We start from the raw sequence: 15,946 nt of genomic DNA, 5'->3' as shown, positions 1-15,946 counted from the left end.
GCCACGGGAAACGCTTGCAATGGACATGATCGACCCCTTCGGTCGCACAATCAGCTATCTGCGCGTGTCGGTCACCGACCGCTGCGATTTCCGCTGCACCTATTGCATGGCCGAGGACATGACCTTCCTGCCGAAGAAGGATCTGCTGTCGCTCGAGGAGCTTGACCGGCTCTGCACCGTTTTCATCGAGAAAGGCGTGAAGAAGCTCAGGCTGACCGGCGGCGAGCCGCTGGTGCGCAAGAACATCATGCATCTGGTGCACCAGCTGTCGCGGCATCTCGAAAGCGGCGCCCTGGAAGAGCTGACGCTGACCACCAACGGCTCGCAGCTGTCGCGCTTCGCGGCCGAACTCGCCGATTGCGGCGTCAAGCGCATCAACGTCTCGCTCGATACGCTTAATGCCGAGAAATTCCATCAGATCACGCGCTGGGGCAATCTCGCCAAGGTGATGGAAGGCATCGACGCCGCGCAGAAGGCAGGGCTCAAGATCAAGCTCAATGCGGTTGCGCTGCGCGACTTCAACGATGCCGAAATCCCCGAGCTGATGCGCTGGGCGCATGGCCGCGGCATGGACCTCACCCTCATCGAGACGATGCCGATGGGCGAGATCGAGGCCGACCGCACCGACCAGTATCTGCCGCTGTCGTTGCTGCGCGCCGCGCTGGAGCGCCAGTTCACCCTCGCCGACATTCCTTACAAGACCGGCGGCCCTGCCCGCTATGTCCATGTCGCCGAGACCGGCGGCCGGCTCGGCTTCATCACGCCGATGACGCATAATTTCTGCGAAAGCTGCAACCGCGTGCGGCTGACCTGCACCGGCACGCTCTATATGTGCCTTGGGCAGGAGGACGCCGCCGACCTCCGGGCGCCCCTGCGCACCTCCGAAGGCAACGAGTTGCTCAGCGTGGCGATCGACGAGGCCATCGGCCGCAAGCCCAAGGGCCATGACTTCATCATCGACCGCCGCACCAGCCGCCCTTCGGTGTCGCGGCATATGAGCGTCACCGGCGGCTGATTTTTTCTACGATTTGGTGCAGGATCTACCTTTGGTCATTGACCAGAGGGGGGATCATGCAGAATCTTCGTCGCCTCGGCTTGTTTTCCGCGCTTCTGTTCTTGTCGACGAATTTGACGATGACGGCGCTGGCCAAGCCGTTCACCTACATCAACGCGCGGTTCGGCACCGTGTGCACGTTCCCGGACCAGATTTTCACCAAGCGCATGCCCGAGCCGGAAAACGGCGATGGTCTGGAATGGCATAGCGCCGATGGCGCCAGCGTTGCGTGTTATGGTAGCTACAATGCACTCGACGATACCCCCGAGAGCCTCGTCAAGAACGAAAAAGCTAGCCCCGAGCCAAAGAAAAAGTCACCTACGGCAAGACCGGCAAGAACTGGGCGGTGCTGTCGGGCACGAAGGGCGACAAGATCTTCTATCAGCGGTCCGTGTTCGGAAAAGAGGACGTCATCCACACCGTCTCCATCGAGTATCCAGCAGCACTCAAGGCGAAATACGACCCGCTGGTCGGCGCCATCGCTGCAAGCCTGCACGAGGCGTCCGGGCCACACCGGAAATAAACCATCCACACAGCCTTCCGCCCGATTTACCGCCAGCCTTTTCCAGCCTAGCCTTCGAGCGCGATTTTCGCTCTAGGGGGAGTGCACATGCGCACAATCATGTTTTCACTTGCAGTGCTTGGGATTGCCCCTGTGCCGGCCGCGGCTCAGTCGATCGGCGGCACCTACACCGTCGCCGGCACCAATTTCGACGGCTCGAAGTATGGCGGCGAGGCAACCATCACGCTGACCAGCGACACGACCTGTACGATCCACTGGGAAACCGGCGGCTCGACCTCGGACGGCATCTGCATGCGTAACGACAATGCGTTTTCCGCCGGCTACGCGATGGGCAAGGAAATCGGTCTCGTCGTCTACAAGATCGAGAAGGACGGCTCCCTGCACGGACTGTGGACCATCGCCGGCCAGAACGGCAACGGCACCGAAGTGCTGACGCCGAAGTAAGTCTCCGCAGCCTCGGCAAAATCGATCTCGTGGGCCACGCAGAAATTGGTGGCCCATTTCTTTGCCGTTGCTGTTTTCCGGCTGCCTGCTAGACGCTGATCTAGAACTAAATCCGGAAACGCCTTTGCCCCTCTCGCCAAATCTGCGCGGCGCGCTGTTCATGGTCGTGGCCATGGTCGGCTTCACCTTGAACGATGCGATCACCAAATTCTCGTCCGAATCGATGAACATGGCGCAGGTCATGCTGGTGCGCGGCGCCTTCGCGTCCCTGTTCGTCGGCCTGCTCGCCTGGCGGCGCGGCGCGCTTGCCAATCCGGCCGCCATGCTGCAGCCGATGGTGGCGACGCGCGTGGCCGGCGAAGCAGGCGCCACGGTATCGTTCCTGATCGCGCTTGCGCATTTGCCGATCGCCAACGTCTCGGCCGTGCTGCAGGCGCTGCCGCTGGCGGTGACCATGGGCGCGGCGCTGTTCTTCGGCGAAGGCGTCGGCTGGCGGCGCTGGCTTGCTATTGCCGTCGGCTTCGCCGGCGTGATGATCATCGTGCGGCCGGGCTTCGAAGGGTTCAGCGTCTATTCGCTGCTGGCATTGGCCAGCGTCGCCTGCTGCGCGGTGCGCGACCTCGCCACCAAGCGCATCCCAGAGGCGATCCCGACCATGCTGGTGTCGACGGCGACCGCGCTTGCCATGACCGTTCTGGGCGCGCTGCTTTTGTCGCCAATGGGCGGCTGGACGCCGATGAGCGGCCGGGCGACCACGCTTCTGGCGCTCGCGGCGGTGCTGGTGCTTATCGGCTATCAGTTCATCATCATGGCGATGCGCTCGGGCGACATCTCCTTCATCGCGCCTTTCCGCTACACGGCCCTGCTCTGGTCGATCCTGCTCGGCCTCGTCATTTTCGGCGACGTCCCCGACCTGCCCATGATCGTTGGCGCCGCCACCATCATCGGCTCGGGCCTCTATGCGCTCTACCGCGAGCGCGTCGTCGGCAAGCAGCAACCTGCTGCCGAAAGCGCTGGACCCGACATGGCGCCGGACCGCATATAGGCCGATGGACCGAAATGTCGCAGGGATCGTTCTGGCGGGGGGCCAGTCGCGCCGAATGGGCGGCGGCGACAAGCCGTTGCTTTCGCTGGGCAAAGCCAAGCTGATCGATCATGTTGCCGCGCGATTGAAGCCGCAGGTCGCGACCCTGGGGCTCAACGCGAACGGCGATCCGGCGCGGTTTGCCGCCATGGACCTGCCGGTGCTCGAAGATACGGTGCCGGGCCATGCCGGGCCGCTGGCGGGCATTCTCACCGGCCTCGAATGGGCGACGAGGCAAACGGGCTGCCGGTGGCTGATAAGCGCCGCCGGCGATACGCCGTTCTTCCCCGAAAACCTCGTCGAGCGCCTCGCAGCCGCAACCCGCGACCGCCCAGGCGCAATCGCCGTCGCCAGTTCGGACGGCAGATGGCACCCGACCTTCGCGCTCTGGCCGCTCGGCCTGCGCGACGCCCTGCGCCATTTCCTGGTCGATGAGGATAACCGGCGGGTTTCCGCCTTCATGGAGCGCCAGGGCTATGTCGAGGTCGAGTTCCCCATGATCGAGGCCGACGACAAAACGATCGATCCGTTCTTCAACGTCAACACACCGGACGATCTTGCGGCGGCGGAGCGTCTGTTGCAAAGGCTCAGGCCATGAGACGCGTATTCGGCATCACCGGCTGGAAGAACTCCGGCAAGACGACCCTGACGGAAAAGCTGGTCACCGAACTGGTGGCGCGTGGCTGGACAGTGTCGACGGTGAAGCACGCCCACCATGACTTCGACATCGACAAGCCGGGCACCGACAGTTTCCGCCATCGGCAGGCGGGCGCGACGGAGGTCGCGATCGTCTCCGGTCGGCGCTGGGCGCTGATGCACGAATTGCGGGCCGAGGACGAGCCGACGCTGGACGATATCCTGGCGCGGCTATCGCCCACGGACATCGTGCTGGTCGAAGGCTACAAGCGCGAAGCGCACAAGAAAATCGAGGCAAGGCGGCTCGAAGCCAAGGACCGAACGCCACTTTCGGCCAACGATCCCAACATCGTCGCGGTCGCCGCCGACTTTGCAGTCGAAGGCGAGGACCTGCCGGTTTTCGACCTCAACGACACCAAATCGATAGCCGACTTTGTCGAGCGCAGCACAGGTCTCGTTGCTCGAACCAAGTAACGCAGCGGCACGTCCTGACTGTCGTTTGCCGTTGATTTGCAGTTGCTTTTTTCTTGGAAAGAGTGGGAGTATCCGCCCCAGCGGGCGGTCAGGAAACGACCGCCCACAAGAGCCGCCCGGGACAGCGGCCATGACAATATGAGAGGATTATCATGCGTATTGCACTGCGTATCGCGCTTGCCGCTTCGGCCGCGCTGCTGACACTTGGCGTCGCCCAGGCTCAGGAAAAGACCCTGAGGATCGGCACCGAAGGCGCGTACCCGCCCTTCAACAACCTGACCTCCGACGGCCAGCTGGTCGGCTTCGACATCGATATCGCCAAGGCGCTCTGCGACGAGATGAAAGTGAAATGCACCTTCGTCGCGCAGGATTGGGACGGCATCATCCCGGCGCTTCAGGCCGGCAAATTCGACGCCATCGTCGCCTCGATGTCGATCACGCCCGAACGACAGGAAAAGGTCGACTTCACCCACAAATACTACAACACCCCGTCTGCCATCGCCGTGCCGAAGGATTCGCCGGTCAAGGGTGTGACTAAGGAAGATCTCGCCGGCAAGACCATCGGCGTCGCCACCACCACCACGCACTACAACTATGCTTCGAAGACCTACACGGACAGCACCATCAAGGGCTATCCGAGCAGCCCCGAGGAACAGGCTGACCTCGCCAATGGTCGTCTCGATGCGATCGAGGACGACATCGTCGTGCTGCAGCAGTGGTTGGATTCGCCGGACGGCGCCTGCTGCAAGATCCTCGGCCAGCCGTCGCCGCAGCCGGTCGAAATTTTCGGACCGGGCGCCGGCATCGCCGTGCGCAAGGGCGAGACCGATCTGGTCAACAAGCTGAACAACGCGATCGACGCCATCCGCAAGAACGGAAAGTACAAGGAAATCAACGACAAGTACTTCAAGTTCGACGTCTACGGCGCCGAATCCTGATCGATAAGCCAAGGGCGGCGAGGCATCCCTCACCGCCCTTAAATCCTTCCGGGATCGCCACGGAGACACGACCCGTCAATGCCGGCCCAAAGCATTTGGACACTTCTCAGCTGGGGACCGGATGGCTGGAGTGACGACATTGCCTCTGGCGTGCTGGTCACCATTGCACTGGCGCTCGCCACACTGCCGATCGGCCTGGTGATCGGCTTTTTCGTCGCCTTCGCCAAGCAGCATGAAGAGCCGTCGCTGCGCCTGGCCGGCAACATCTACACCACGGTCTTTCGCGGCCTGCCGGAACTGGTGACGCTGTTCCTGTTCTTCTTCGGCATGCCGCTTCTGTTGCAATATGTCGTGCGGCTGTTCAATCCGGACGCGACGATCGACGTCAACAGCTTCGTCGCCGGCATGATCGTGCTGGCGCTGATCTTTTCCTCTTATGCCAGCGAGGTCTTCCTCTCCGCGTTCCGCGCCATTCCGAAAGGCCAATATGAGGGTGGCTACGCCATTGGCCTGTCGACATGGCAGACGATGCGGCTGGTGATCCTGCCGCAGCTGATACGTATCGCTTTTCCGGGCCTCGAAAATTGTTGGCTGAGCCTGCTCAAGGACACCTCGCTGGTGTCGGTCGTCAATCTCGCGGAGACCCTGCGCCAGTCCGGCGTGGCGGCGCGCGTCACCAAGCATTCCTTCCTCTTCTACAGCGTCGCGGCGCTGATCTTCCTGGCGCTGGCCGTCCTGTCGTCAATCGCCACGAGCTATATCCTGCGCTATCTCGGACGGAGGGAAGCGCGATGAGCGTCAGCCAGGCTATCGCCATCGACAAGCCGCCGCCGCAAGCGCGCGGCTGGCCGCGGGTCCGCATCCTCGGCTATACGCTGGTCGGCATCTGGATGCTTTTCGGCCTCGGCATCGTCGCCTACCTTGTCTATGCCTGGAACGCCGAATTCTTCGCCCGATATGCTCCCGCCTATCTCCAGGGCTTGGGAACCACCCTGTCGCTGGTGAGCATTTCGATGGTCCTTGGCGCCATCCTGTCGCTTCCGGTCGCCTATGGCCGCATGTCGAAGAACCCGTTCCTGTCCGGGCTCGCCTATTGCTATGTCTACTTCTTCCGCGGCACGCCGCTGCTGGTGCAGACCTATCTGGTCTATTACGGCATCGGCTCGTTCCGCCCTGAGCTTGAGACGGTCGGACTGTGGTGGTTCTTCCGCGAGGCCTTCTATTGCGGCGTCTTTGCCTTCTCGCTCAACACCGCCGCCTACCAGGCGGAAATCCTGCGCGGCGCCATCGAAAGCGTGCCACGCGGCCAATGGGAAGGTGCCGCTTCGCTTGGCCTTCACAAATTGCAGACGCTGCGCAAAGTGGTCTTGCCGCAGGCGATCATCGTCGCGCTCCGGCCTTACGGCAATGAGCTCATCCTGATGATCAAGGCCTCGGCGATCGTCGCCATCATCACGGTCTACGACCTGATGGGCAACGCCAAGCTCGCCTATGCGAAATCCTTCGACATCCAAGCCTATATCTGGGTGGCGATCGTCTATCTGGTGATGGTCGAAATCCTGCGCCATGGCGTCGAGTGGATCGAGCGCCGCATCACCGTCCATCTGCATCGATAGATTGCCGCTCGGTCGCCTGCACCAGTCGATGCAGCGCTGCGTGCCTTGACGAATTTTTCGCATGGCCTAGACCTTCCGCCACTGGAAACTGTGTTTTGTTGGAAGGCAGGCTTATGGCATCGGTTGCATTTCTCGGTCTTGGCGTCATGGGCTATCCGATGGCCGGGCACCTCAAGAACAAGGGCGGCCATGACGTCACCGTCTACAACCGCACCAAGGCAAAGGCCGAGCAGTGGGTGGCCGAGCATGGCGGCAAACTGGCGTTGACGCCGGCCGAGGCAGCCGAAGGCAAGGAATTCGTCTTCTCCTGCGTCGGCAACGACGATGATCTGCGCTCGGTCACGACCGGTGCGAACGGCGCCTTCGCTGCAATGAAGAAAGGCGCCATCTTCATCGACAGCACCACCGCCTCGGCCGAGGTTGCGCGCGAGCTTGACGAAGCCGCGCGCAAGGCCGGCTTCTCCTTCCTCGATGCGCCGGTGTCCGGTGGCCAGGCCGGCGCCGAGAACGGCGTGCTGACAGTCATGGTCGGCGGCTCAAAGACCGCCTTCGACAAGGCGAAGCCCGTCATCGACGCCTACGCCCGCATGGTCGGCCTGATGGGGTCGGCCGGCGCCGGCCAGCTCACAAAGATGATCAACCAAATCTGCATCGCGGGCCTCGTCCAGGGTCTGGCCGAGGGCATCCATTTCGGCAAGAAGGCTGGCCTCAACATCGAGAAGGTCATTGAGGTGATCTCCAAGGGTGCTGCGGGCTCCTGGCAGATGGAGAACCGCCACAAGACGATGAATGCCGGCAAATACGATTTCGGCTTCGCGGTCGACTGGATGCGCAAGGATCTCGGCATCTGCCTGGCGGAGGCCAACCGCAATGGCGCCAAGCTGCCGGTGACGGCGCTTGTCGACCAGTTCTACAAGGACGTGCAGGACATGGGCGGCAAGCGCTGGGATACGTCCTCGCTGCTTGCGCGACTGGAAAAATAGGCGACTATGCCTCTGCCCGATCCGAGCTGGAGCGCCGACGACATCGTTGCGCATTTGCGCGCGATCGGCACCGAGGCGAACCGGGCGGGCATGGCGCGCTTCGGCATCGACACCGCCAGCGCGCTCGGCATCGGCAATTCGCAATTGCGGCCATTGGCGCGCAAGCTGAAGAAGAACCACGAGCGATCGCTTCTGCTGTGGGACAGCGGTGTCCGCGAAGCGCGGCTGATGGCGGCCTTCACCGGCGAGCCTAAGAAGGTCGACATCGATCAATGCCGGCGCTGGGCCGCGGATTTCGACAGCTGGGAGATCGTCGACACGGCAGCGGACCTCTTTGCCGAGACGCCATTCTGGCGTGAATTGATAGACGAGTTCGCCGAAGACGACCGCGAGTTCGTTCGGCGCGCCGCCTTTGCCATGCTGGCCTGGAGCGCGGTGCATCTCAAGAAAGAGCCGGACACGACCTTCCTTGCGTATGTGCCGCTGATCGAGAAACATGCCGCCGATCCGCGCAATTTCGTCCGCAAGGCGGTCAATTGGGCGCTGCGGCAAATCGGCAAGCGGTCGATGAGCCTGCACGCCCCTGCCCTTGAGCTGGCGGAAAGATTGGCAGCATCGTCCGACAAGACGGCGCGCTGGATCGGCAAGGATGCGGTGAAGGAATTGACGGATGCCAAACAGCTCGCAAGGCTCGCTGCCGCAAAAACCTGACCTTTCCGGGATTCGGTTCGTCGAGGTGACGCCAGAGACACGCGCCGACTTCGAGAACCTGTTCGAGCAGCCGGGTGCGCCGAAATATTGCTGGTGCATGGCCTGGCGCCATTCCAGCCGCGAGCACATTGAGAACGACGAGAAGAAGCGCATGATGATGGCGCTCATTGATGCCGGCACCCCGGTCGGCATTGTCGCAGAGTTGGACGGCAGACCGGTCGGCTGGTGCTCGGTCGCGCCACGCGAGACCTATCGCAGCCTTTCAAAACAGCAGGACGACTCCGAAATCGGCATCTGGTCGATCGTCTGCTTCTATGTCCCAAGGGCATTGCGCCGCGGCGGACTGGCCTCCGCCCTGCTTGACGCTGCGATCGACCATGCCTTCAGCAAAGGCGCGCATATAATCGAGGCCTATCCCGTCGACGAGATAGCACCAAGCTACCGTTTCATGGGATTTCGCGAGATGTTCGCCGCGCGCGGCTTCCATGAGACTGGGACCGCCGGTACGCGCCGGCATCTGATGCGGCTGGATCGGTGAGCCGGATCGGTGACGACGCTTTTACAAATGGACTGACGGAGGATAGAGCGATGACGGGCGAGCGTTTCAAGTCATGGGCGGCGCTGGCGGCTGCGCTCCTCCTCGCAGCTACTGCAGCCGATGCCGCGGCCGACGTGGCGCATATTCTCTGGAAGGATCTGCGCCCCCCGACGCAGGCGATAGCCGAAGACGCAAACCTGCCGATGATCGCGGCAAAACTGCCCGACCATGGCGAGACCTTGTCGCTCAATCTGCAGGACAAGACGATACAATTAGCCGGCTATGCTTTGCCGGTCGATCGCGAGGGTGACCTTGTCTACCAATTCCTGCTGGTGCCGTGGACCGGCGCCTGCAGCCACATGCCGACGCCGCCACCCAACCAGATCGTGCTGGTCACGCCGGCGCATCCTTACAAGATGAAAGAGGCTTACGAGCCGGTCGCGGTCACCGGCGTGCTGAGGCCCGGCATGGAGAAAAGCCAGCTGTTTATCCTCGACGGCGTCTCGATCGTCCAGTCCGGCTACACCGTGCGCAAGGCCGAAGTGGCGAGCGTCGACAGCATGCCGGACACCGTGACGCTGCCGGTCAACTCGCCGTGGAATTTCCTCGACAAGAAGAAAAACTAAGGCCTGCCTGGGGCCTACGCCGCGTTGGCGCCCGATTCCTTGTCCAGCACAATGTAGTCGAGCGGGATTTCGGTCGTGTACTTGATCTGCTCCATGGCGAAGGACGACGAGACGTCGCGGATCTCGATCTTGGCGATCAGCCGCTTGTAGAAAGCGTCATAGGCGGCGATGTCCGGAACCACCACGCGCAGGAGGTAATCGACATCGCCGCTCATGCGGTAGAACTCGACCACTTCCGGGAATTCCTGGATGACCTCGGAGAAGCGCCGCAGCCATTCATGGCTGTGCGAATTGGTGCGGATCGACACGAAGACGGTGACGCGCACATTGACCTTCTCATGGTCGAGGATGGCGACGCGACGCTTGATGACGCCCTCCTCCTCGAGCTTCTGGATGCGCCGCCAGCACGGTGTGGTCGACAGGCCGACTTTCTTGGCGACATCGGCGACCGCGAGCGTCGCGTCCTCCTGCAGGAGGCGGAGAATTTTTCTATCGAGGCGATCCATGGGAGGCTCCAGGGGAATAGTTTGGCTATAATCCCTTTTATCCGAGCCTTTCACAAGAAAGAAATTCTGCCAACCGCCGTAAAAGCGAGTGATTTCTTGCAGGATGCCTAATCGATGCGATAGCGGATTTCCGACCTGAGAAAGGGCAGCAAATCCATTTCAAACCAGGGATTCTTCTTCAGCCAGCCGGTGTTTCGCCAGGACGGATGCGGCAGCGGCAGCACTTTCGGCATGGCCGGTCCATCCCAGATGGCGCGCCAGTTCCTGACCGTTTCGGTCAGCGACGGCAGCCGTGCCGTGCCCAAATGCCATGCCTGCGCATAACCGCCGATGGTCAGCACCAGGTCGATCTGCGGCATCAGCGCCATCAGGTCCGGGCGCCAAGCCGGAGCGCATTCGCGACGCGGCGGCAGGTCGCCGCCCTTGGCGTCCTGGCCGGGAAAGCAAAAGCCCATCGGCACGATGGCGAACTTTTCTGTGTCGTAGAATTCCTGCGCGCTGACGCCGAGCCAGTTTCTCAGCCGGTCCCCCGAGGCATCGGTGAACGGCAGGCCCGACACATGCACCTTGGTGCCCGGCGCCTGGCCTGCAAGCAGGATCCGCGCCGTGGAGGACGGCTGCAGCACCGGCCGCGGCTCATGCGGCAGGGGCCGGCCGTGTGGCTCGTCGACGCAGATACGGCAGGCCCGCACCCTTTCGGTGAGGCGCTCCAGCGCTTGTCTCATATCGGGCGGATTATCCAATTTCTGCCGCTCAGGCCGTCGCGCTCGGCCGGCTTGTAAGCGCCGCGTACCAGCGCAGCACGTTCGTGCACTCTTCCGGCACCTTGATGCGGGCCGGCTTCATGAAATCGATGGCGATCATGCCGGTGATGTCGGCGACCGAATAGGTATCGCCGGCGGCGAATTCGCGCTTCGCCAGTTCATTGTCGAGCAGGTGCAGGAATTCGATCGCCTTCGGCTTGTTGGCCTCGCCCCATTCCGGAATTTGCGGCACTTCCCATTCCTTCATCGCCGGATGGATGTGCCGGAATGCGGCTGCGACGCTGGCCATCAGGTTCAGTTCCATGCGTCTTTGCCACATCTCGACGACGGCCTTGCCGAGCGCGCCCTTTCCGAACAGCGCGGGCTCGGGATGCAACTCCTCGAAATAGCGGCAAATGCGATTGATTCGGTGATGATGGTGCCGTCGTCAAGCTCGAGCACCGGCAGGCGCCGCAGCGGATTGCGCTCAGCCACCTGCCCGCCGCGATGCTCCAGCGCGCCCATGTCGACGGGCACCAGCGGCACCGTCAGCCCCTTCTCGGCAAGGAAAACACGCACGCGCCGGGGATTGGGCGCGCGGCCACCGTCGAACAGCTTCATTCCATCCTCCAGCTTCTCCACCGGATCATAGGGCGCTGGTCCACCCATCACCAGAAGCGAACAAATTCCCGCAACGCATCGCCGAACGAGGCCAGCACGCCGTGCCTTCTCTCGACCGGCGCGTCATGATGGCTGTTGCGCCAGTCCTGCGGCTCCTCGAAAGTGCCTGCCCAGATGCCGAGCTTGGCCGCTCTCGCCACCGCTTCCTCGGTTTCGAAGCCGCCGAAGGCAACCGCCCATCCGGCCTGCACCTGGGCCCGGTTTAGGTCGGTGTCGCCTGCCCTGCAATCGCCGAGCAGCCGGCCATAGCGGTCGCGCTGCCAGCCGCTGCAGAAAACAGGCCTGCCGGCGATCAGCCGCACCAGCGATTGCCGCGCCAGCTTGCCGCAGGGATAGTCGGCGCCGGCCTTCCGGCAGGTCTGCTGATATTCCGGAGCGTCGATGCCGCGCATGCGGATGCGCTCGGTCCCGAGCGTGATCGAATCGCCGTCATTGATGATTGCAGTGCCTTGCTCCCTGCGTGTCTCGAAGCGATCGAGCCGCGCCGCCACCAGGATAAACAACCCGAGCAACAGGAATGCCAGCCCATAGTCCAGCAGCTTGCGCCAGAGGCTGCGCGGCGGGCTCGCCGCATAGCGTCGGCGCGGTCCTCGCGGCCCGAAACGGCTCATATGGCAAACAGTCTCTTAATCATTCGAACGTAGCTTAACGAACCGGAAGTCGCTGCGCGCAGAAATTGAAGTCTGTATGCCTTTGCAACGCTCGAACACAGCGGATAAATTTATTGTGGACCGCCGTAAACCGCACCGCAACAGCGATGTGGCGCGCGCGGTGCGCAAGACGCGCGACCGCCTTTCGCAGCAGGCGGGCAGCCTCGATTTCGACCGTGAACTGCTGAAGCTGCATGCGCGCGCCATGGCGGTCAGCGCGGTCGCGATCCCCTTGCTCGTGCTCGCCGTGGCAGCCATCGGCCGGCTGGCGGGTCTGGACAGCCAGATCGCCATCTGGGCCCTGTCGACGCTGCTTTGCTACACGATCGTCGCTTTCATGGCGCGTCGCGTGGAGCGGGCCGAGGCGGCCGAACTCGACCCGGTGCAGACGCGTCGCGACTTCCTGATCGGCCATTTCCTCTGTGGCCTTGGCTGGGCGTGGTTCGCCTGGTTCGGCTGCACCACATGCCAGGTCGACCAGTTCCATGTGGCCAAGGCCATGGTGCTGCTGATCGCCATGGCGACGACAGCCGTGATGGCCTCCTCGCTTGGCGGCGCGCTGTTCGCGACCTTTGCCATTCCGGTAGCCGTTTATGCCTACACTGTCATGCGCCTGTGGACGCCGATCGAAGCCACGATGGCGGCCTTGCTCATCGCAGCGCTTCCCTTCTTCGGTTACGTCGCGCGTCATCTCAATCAGGCTTCGTTGATGGTGCTGTCCTTCCGCTCGGAGAAGGACGCGCTGATCGCCGAGCTGGAGACGGCGAAATCGATGTCGGACGAGGCGAGGCGGCGGGCCGAGGACGCCAATCTGGCGAAATCGCGTTTTCTCGCCTCGATGAGCCACGAGCTAAGGACCCCGCTCAACGCCATCCTTGGCTTCTCCGAAGTGATGGCCAATGAAGTGCTGGGTCCGATGAACAATCCGACCTACCGCGACTATGCCCATGACGTGCACGAGTCCGGCCAGCACCTGCTCGACCTGATCAACGAGATCCTCGACCTCTCGCGCATCGAGGCCGGCCGCTATCAGCTCAACGAGGAGCCGGTCGTGCTGGTCACCATCGTCGAGGACTGCTGCCACATGATGGAGTTGCGCGCCCGCAACAAGGATATCCGCATCATCCAGGAGTTCGAGGAGACCTTGCCGCGCCTCTTCGCCGACGAGCGCGCCGTCAGGCAGATCACGCTCAACCTTCTCTCCAATTCGATCAAGTTCACCCCGTCCGGCGGCGAAGTGCGCGTGCGTGTCGGCTGGACCGCCGGCGGCGGCCAGTACATTTCGGTCAAGGACAACGGCCCGGGCATACCGGAAGAAGAAATCCCAGTGGTGCTTTCCGCTTTCGGCCAGGGCTCGATCGCCATCAAGAGCGCCGAGCAGGGAACCGGCCTCGGCCTGCCGATCGTGCAGGGGCTGCTTGCCATGCATGGCGGCGAGTTCGAGCTTCATTCCAAGCTGCGCGAAGGCACCGAGGCGATCGCCATCTTCCCGTTGAGCCGGGTGATGGAGGAATTGCCGGCCTTGCCGACCAAGACGGTTGCGGCGCGAGGGCGCCGCTGAAGCAATTTCCGCCGGGCGCTAAAGCCGGATAGCCATCGCCATGCCGGAACTGGTCAATGCCGCGGCCTTGACGATACCGGCGGCGAGAGCCGCCCCTACCCCTTCGCCATGGCCGATGCCGAAATCGAGCAGCGGCCGCAGCCCGAGCCTTTCGGCCGCCTTGGCGTGGCCAGGCTCTGGCGACAGGCTGGCGAGCAGGCAATGATCGAGCGAGCCTGGATTGCCTGCATAAAGGACAGCGGCCGCCGCCGTCGCCACGAACCCGTCGAGCAGGACAGGGATCTTCTCCATGCGCGCCGCGAGAATGGCGCCGCAGATCGCCGCGAACTCACGCCCGCCGACCCGCCGCAAGGCCTCGAGCGGATCGCTCAGACCCGGGCCATGGAATGCCAGCGCCCGATCGACGACCTCGGCCTTGCGCGCGATCATCGCCGCGTCTGCGCCCGCGCCTGGGCCAACCCAGTCGATGCCGCTGCCGCCGAACAGCGCGGCGCAAAGCGCGGCGGCTATCGTCGAATTGCCGACTCCGAGATCGCCAAGGCACAGAAGGTCGGCGCCGCCCGCGACCGCCTCCATGCCGAAGGCCAAGGTTGCGGCGCAGCCGCGTTCATCGAGCGCGGCCTCCTCGGTGATGTCGCCTGTGGGGATATCCAAAGCGAGATCGAAGACTTTCAGGCCGAGATCGTTGGCGATGCAGACCTGGTTGATCGCGGCGCCGCCGGCGGCGCAGAGCTCGACCTCATTGGCGGTTGCCGCCACCGGCAGCGGCGAGATGCCGTGCCTGACGGCACCATGATTGCCGGCGAAGATCGCCATCAGCGGCCGGTTGATCGTGGGCGGCGCGCGCCCGCTCCAGGCGGCAATCCAGGCCGCGATGTCCTCGATGCGCCCAAGCGATTCTTTCGGCTTATCCGCCTTGGCTAACAGCGCGCGGACACGCGTGCCCGCCGCATCATCGGCCGGCGGCAGGGCTGCCAGGAGGCTTCGGAAATCGTCGAAAGGCTTAGCAGGCATTTATATCGGTCGCGCTTCGTTGCGGAAATCGCAAGCGGCATAGCCGCCTTCTCCAACCGGCACAACCGCCTGGACGATGCCGCGAACGCGCTGCCTTGCGGCGCAATGCGGAGGGCTTGCATTGCTCCGGCGGTTGCACCATGTGGAATAAAGCCAAGAGAACAGCATGACCGCCATCGAATCCCCCTGCATCCTGGTCTGTTCGATCGATATGAAAACCGGTTTCTGCTTCGGTTGCGGCCGCACGCGCGACGAGATTTCCGCCTGGCTCGCGATGACCCCCGAAACGCGCCGGGCGGTGATGGCGGAACTGCCGGCACGGCTCGAAACGGTGGAGCGGCGGCCGCGCCGCGAAACCCGCCGAACCCGCATGGCGCGCGAGCGCGGTGTTTTGTGAGAAGAAACCGATGAACCGGCTGTTCTGGGTCGTCATGGCGGTGATCGGCGCCGGGGTTGTGCTGCTCATGCTCAACAATTCGGCCGGCCACACCTTCGGCATGAACAACAACGATTTCGGCCGGCTGATCTGGGTCGGCGTGCTGGTGATGGTGATCGGTGCGAGCCTGCTCCGCTCCGGCCGGCCGATGGGCGACATGGCACGCAATATCGGTGTCTGGGCCGCACTGATCCTCGTGCTGATCGCCGGCTACCAGTATCGCTACGAGTTGCAGGATGTGGCGAGCCGTGTGACCGCGGGCTTTGTCCCGGGCAGTCCGCTGGCGCTCGGCGTGGAGAATGGCCGCCCGACCGTCACGCTCGACAAAGCCGACAACGGCCATTTCGAAGCTCGCATCCTGGTCAACGGCACGCCGGTGCGCGCCGTGGTCGACACCGGCGCGACCAGCACGGTGCTGACATCGGAAGATGCCCAGGCCGCGGGGTTCAACCCGGCGGGGCTCAGCTACAGCGTGGATGTCGCCACGGCCAACGGCATGGCGCGCGCGGCGATGGTCAGGACCAACGAGGTGGCGATCGGCGGCATCGTGCGCAAGGACATGTCGGTGATGGTCGCGGCGCCCGGCATGCTGGACCAAAGCCTGCTCGGCATGAACTTCATCGGCTCGTTGTCGGGTTTCGACGTGCGTGGCGACCGCATGATCCTGCGGGACTAATATTGCCGAGAAGCGCGCAGCGGTTCTGCGGCGACGACATGCCTTGCGACAC

21 protein-coding genes and 1 pseudogene are annotated in these 15,946 nt (G+C 63.3%); 16 read left to right on the top strand and 6 right to left on the bottom strand.

What is annotated here, in order from left to right; genetic code table 11:
- Window positions 1-19: 19 nt before the first annotated feature.
- Window positions 20-1,015, top strand: a complete 996-nt coding sequence (gene moaA, locus LB528_RS22020) for a GTP 3',8-cyclase MoaA (protein WP_224510082.1) — start codon at window positions 20-22, stop codon at window positions 1,013-1,015.
- Window positions 1,016-1,050: 35 nt separating this feature from the next.
- Here moaA and LB528_RS22015 read toward each other — a convergent pair whose 3' ends face one another.
- Complete coding sequence (locus LB528_RS22015) at window positions 1,051-1,260, bottom strand: hypothetical protein (RefSeq protein ID WP_224510085.1); 210 nt, start codon at window positions 1,258-1,260, stop codon at window positions 1,051-1,053.
- 140 nt (window positions 1,261-1,400) lie between these two features.
- On the opposite strand from LB528_RS22015, the gene LB528_RS22010 reads away from it, so the two are divergent.
- The 12 genes from LB528_RS22010 to LB528_RS21955 all read left to right on the top strand — a co-directional run bounded on the left by LB528_RS22010 (window position 1,401) and on the right by LB528_RS21955 (window position 9,627).
- On the top strand, window positions 1,401-1,577 hold the full coding sequence (locus LB528_RS22010; protein ID WP_224510088.1) for a hypothetical protein: 177 nt from the start codon (window positions 1,401-1,403) through the stop codon (window positions 1,575-1,577).
- A gap of 87 nt (window positions 1,578-1,664) precedes the next feature.
- On the top strand, window positions 1,665-2,021 hold the full coding sequence (locus tag LB528_RS22005) for a hypothetical protein (RefSeq protein WP_224510091.1): 357 nt from the start codon (window positions 1,665-1,667) through the stop codon (window positions 2,019-2,021).
- 124 nt (window positions 2,022-2,145) lie between these two features.
- The gene (locus LB528_RS22000) at window positions 2,146-3,066 is read left to right on the top strand and encodes a DMT family transporter (RefSeq protein WP_224716296.1); all 921 of its coding nucleotides are present in this window, start codon (window positions 2,146-2,148) and stop codon (window positions 3,064-3,066) included.
- A gap of 4 nt (window positions 3,067-3,070) precedes the next feature.
- Window positions 3,071-3,703 (top strand): molybdenum cofactor guanylyltransferase MobA, encoded by a 633-nt coding sequence (gene mobA / locus LB528_RS21995; RefSeq protein ID WP_224510097.1) that lies wholly within the window; start codon window positions 3,071-3,073, stop codon window positions 3,701-3,703.
- Window positions 3,700-4,215: a molybdopterin-guanine dinucleotide biosynthesis protein B gene (gene mobB / locus LB528_RS21990; protein ID WP_224510100.1), complete on the top strand. Its 516-nt coding sequence runs from the start codon at window positions 3,700-3,702 to the stop codon at window positions 4,213-4,215. The genes mobA and mobB overlap by 4 nt, the downstream gene beginning before the upstream one ends.
- A gap of 152 nt (window positions 4,216-4,367) precedes the next feature.
- Window positions 4,368-5,153, top strand: coding sequence for an ABC transporter substrate-binding protein (locus LB528_RS21985; RefSeq protein WP_224716295.1), 786 nt, complete (start codon window positions 4,368-4,370; stop codon window positions 5,151-5,153).
- A gap of 78 nt (window positions 5,154-5,231) precedes the next feature.
- Window positions 5,232-5,948 carry an ABC transporter permease gene (locus LB528_RS21980; protein WP_224510106.1) on the top strand — a complete coding sequence of 239 codons (717 nt, stop codon included), beginning with the start codon at window positions 5,232-5,234 and terminating at the stop codon, window positions 5,946-5,948.
- On the top strand, window positions 5,945-6,769 hold the full coding sequence (locus LB528_RS21975) for an ABC transporter permease (RefSeq protein ID WP_224716294.1): 825 nt from the start codon (window positions 5,945-5,947) through the stop codon (window positions 6,767-6,769). Before LB528_RS21980 ends, LB528_RS21975 begins: the two co-directional genes overlap by 4 nt.
- A gap of 113 nt (window positions 6,770-6,882) precedes the next feature.
- On the top strand, window positions 6,883-7,752 hold the full coding sequence (locus LB528_RS21970; protein WP_224716293.1) for an NAD(P)-dependent oxidoreductase: 870 nt from the start codon (window positions 6,883-6,885) through the stop codon (window positions 7,750-7,752).
- A 6-nt stretch (window positions 7,753-7,758) separates the two neighbouring features.
- Entirely contained in the window at window positions 7,759-8,463 is a 705-nt protein-coding gene (locus LB528_RS21965) for a DNA alkylation repair protein (RefSeq protein ID WP_224716292.1), read from the top strand.
- The gene (locus tag LB528_RS21960; protein ID WP_224716291.1) at window positions 8,423-9,001 is read left to right on the top strand and encodes a GNAT family N-acetyltransferase; all 579 of its coding nucleotides are present in this window, start codon (window positions 8,423-8,425) and stop codon (window positions 8,999-9,001) included. The genes LB528_RS21965 and LB528_RS21960 overlap by 41 nt, the downstream gene beginning before the upstream one ends.
- Before the next feature lie 50 nt (window positions 9,002-9,051).
- A complete protein-coding gene (locus LB528_RS21955; RefSeq protein WP_224716290.1) occupies window positions 9,052-9,627 on the top strand; it encodes a DUF3299 domain-containing protein in 576 nt (191 codons plus the stop codon).
- Window positions 9,628-9,641: 14 nt separating this feature from the next.
- Here LB528_RS21955 and LB528_RS21950 read toward each other — a convergent pair whose 3' ends face one another.
- From LB528_RS21950 to LB528_RS21935, 4 genes and pseudogenes are all read right to left on the bottom strand, one after another.
- The gene (locus LB528_RS21950; RefSeq protein WP_224716289.1) at window positions 9,642-10,133 is read right to left on the bottom strand and encodes an Lrp/AsnC family transcriptional regulator; all 492 of its coding nucleotides are present in this window, start codon (window positions 10,131-10,133) and stop codon (window positions 9,642-9,644) included.
- Between the two features lie 107 nt (window positions 10,134-10,240).
- Window positions 10,241-10,858, bottom strand: a complete 618-nt coding sequence (locus tag LB528_RS21945; protein ID WP_224716288.1) for a uracil-DNA glycosylase family protein — start codon at window positions 10,856-10,858, stop codon at window positions 10,241-10,243.
- 28 nt (window positions 10,859-10,886) lie between these two features.
- Window positions 10,887-11,497 (bottom strand): annotated as a pseudogene (locus LB528_RS21940) (glutathione S-transferase).
- Window positions 11,498-11,544: 47 nt separating this feature from the next.
- Entirely contained in the window at window positions 11,545-12,168 is a 624-nt protein-coding gene (locus LB528_RS21935; RefSeq protein WP_224716287.1) for a thermonuclease family protein, read from the bottom strand.
- Window positions 12,169-12,244: 76 nt separating this feature from the next.
- Here LB528_RS21935 and LB528_RS21930 point away from each other — a divergent pair, with 76 nt between their 5' ends.
- Window positions 12,245-13,768 (top strand): ATP-binding protein, encoded by a 1,524-nt coding sequence (locus LB528_RS21930; protein WP_224716286.1) that lies wholly within the window; start codon window positions 12,245-12,247, stop codon window positions 13,766-13,768.
- Between the two features lie 18 nt (window positions 13,769-13,786).
- On the opposite strand, the gene LB528_RS21925 is transcribed toward LB528_RS21930, so the two are convergent.
- A complete protein-coding gene (locus LB528_RS21925; RefSeq protein ID WP_224716285.1) occupies window positions 13,787-14,782 on the bottom strand; it encodes a nicotinate-nucleotide--dimethylbenzimidazole phosphoribosyltransferase in 996 nt (331 codons plus the stop codon).
- Between the two features lie 166 nt (window positions 14,783-14,948).
- Here LB528_RS21925 and LB528_RS21920 point away from each other — a divergent pair, with 166 nt between their 5' ends.
- Entirely contained in the window at window positions 14,949-15,179 is a 231-nt protein-coding gene (locus LB528_RS21920) for a DUF1289 domain-containing protein (protein ID WP_095765388.1), read from the top strand.
- A gap of 10 nt (window positions 15,180-15,189) precedes the next feature.
- The gene (locus tag LB528_RS21915; protein WP_224716284.1) at window positions 15,190-15,894 is read left to right on the top strand and encodes a TIGR02281 family clan AA aspartic protease; all 705 of its coding nucleotides are present in this window, start codon (window positions 15,190-15,192) and stop codon (window positions 15,892-15,894) included.
- Window positions 15,895-15,946: the final 52 nt, after the last annotated feature.

It is taken from the genome of Mesorhizobium sp. CA4 (genome assembly GCF_020165075.1).
Lineage (GTDB): Bacteria > Pseudomonadota > Alphaproteobacteria > Rhizobiales > Rhizobiaceae > Mesorhizobium.
This window is presented reverse-complemented; position numbering and strand designations above follow the sequence as displayed.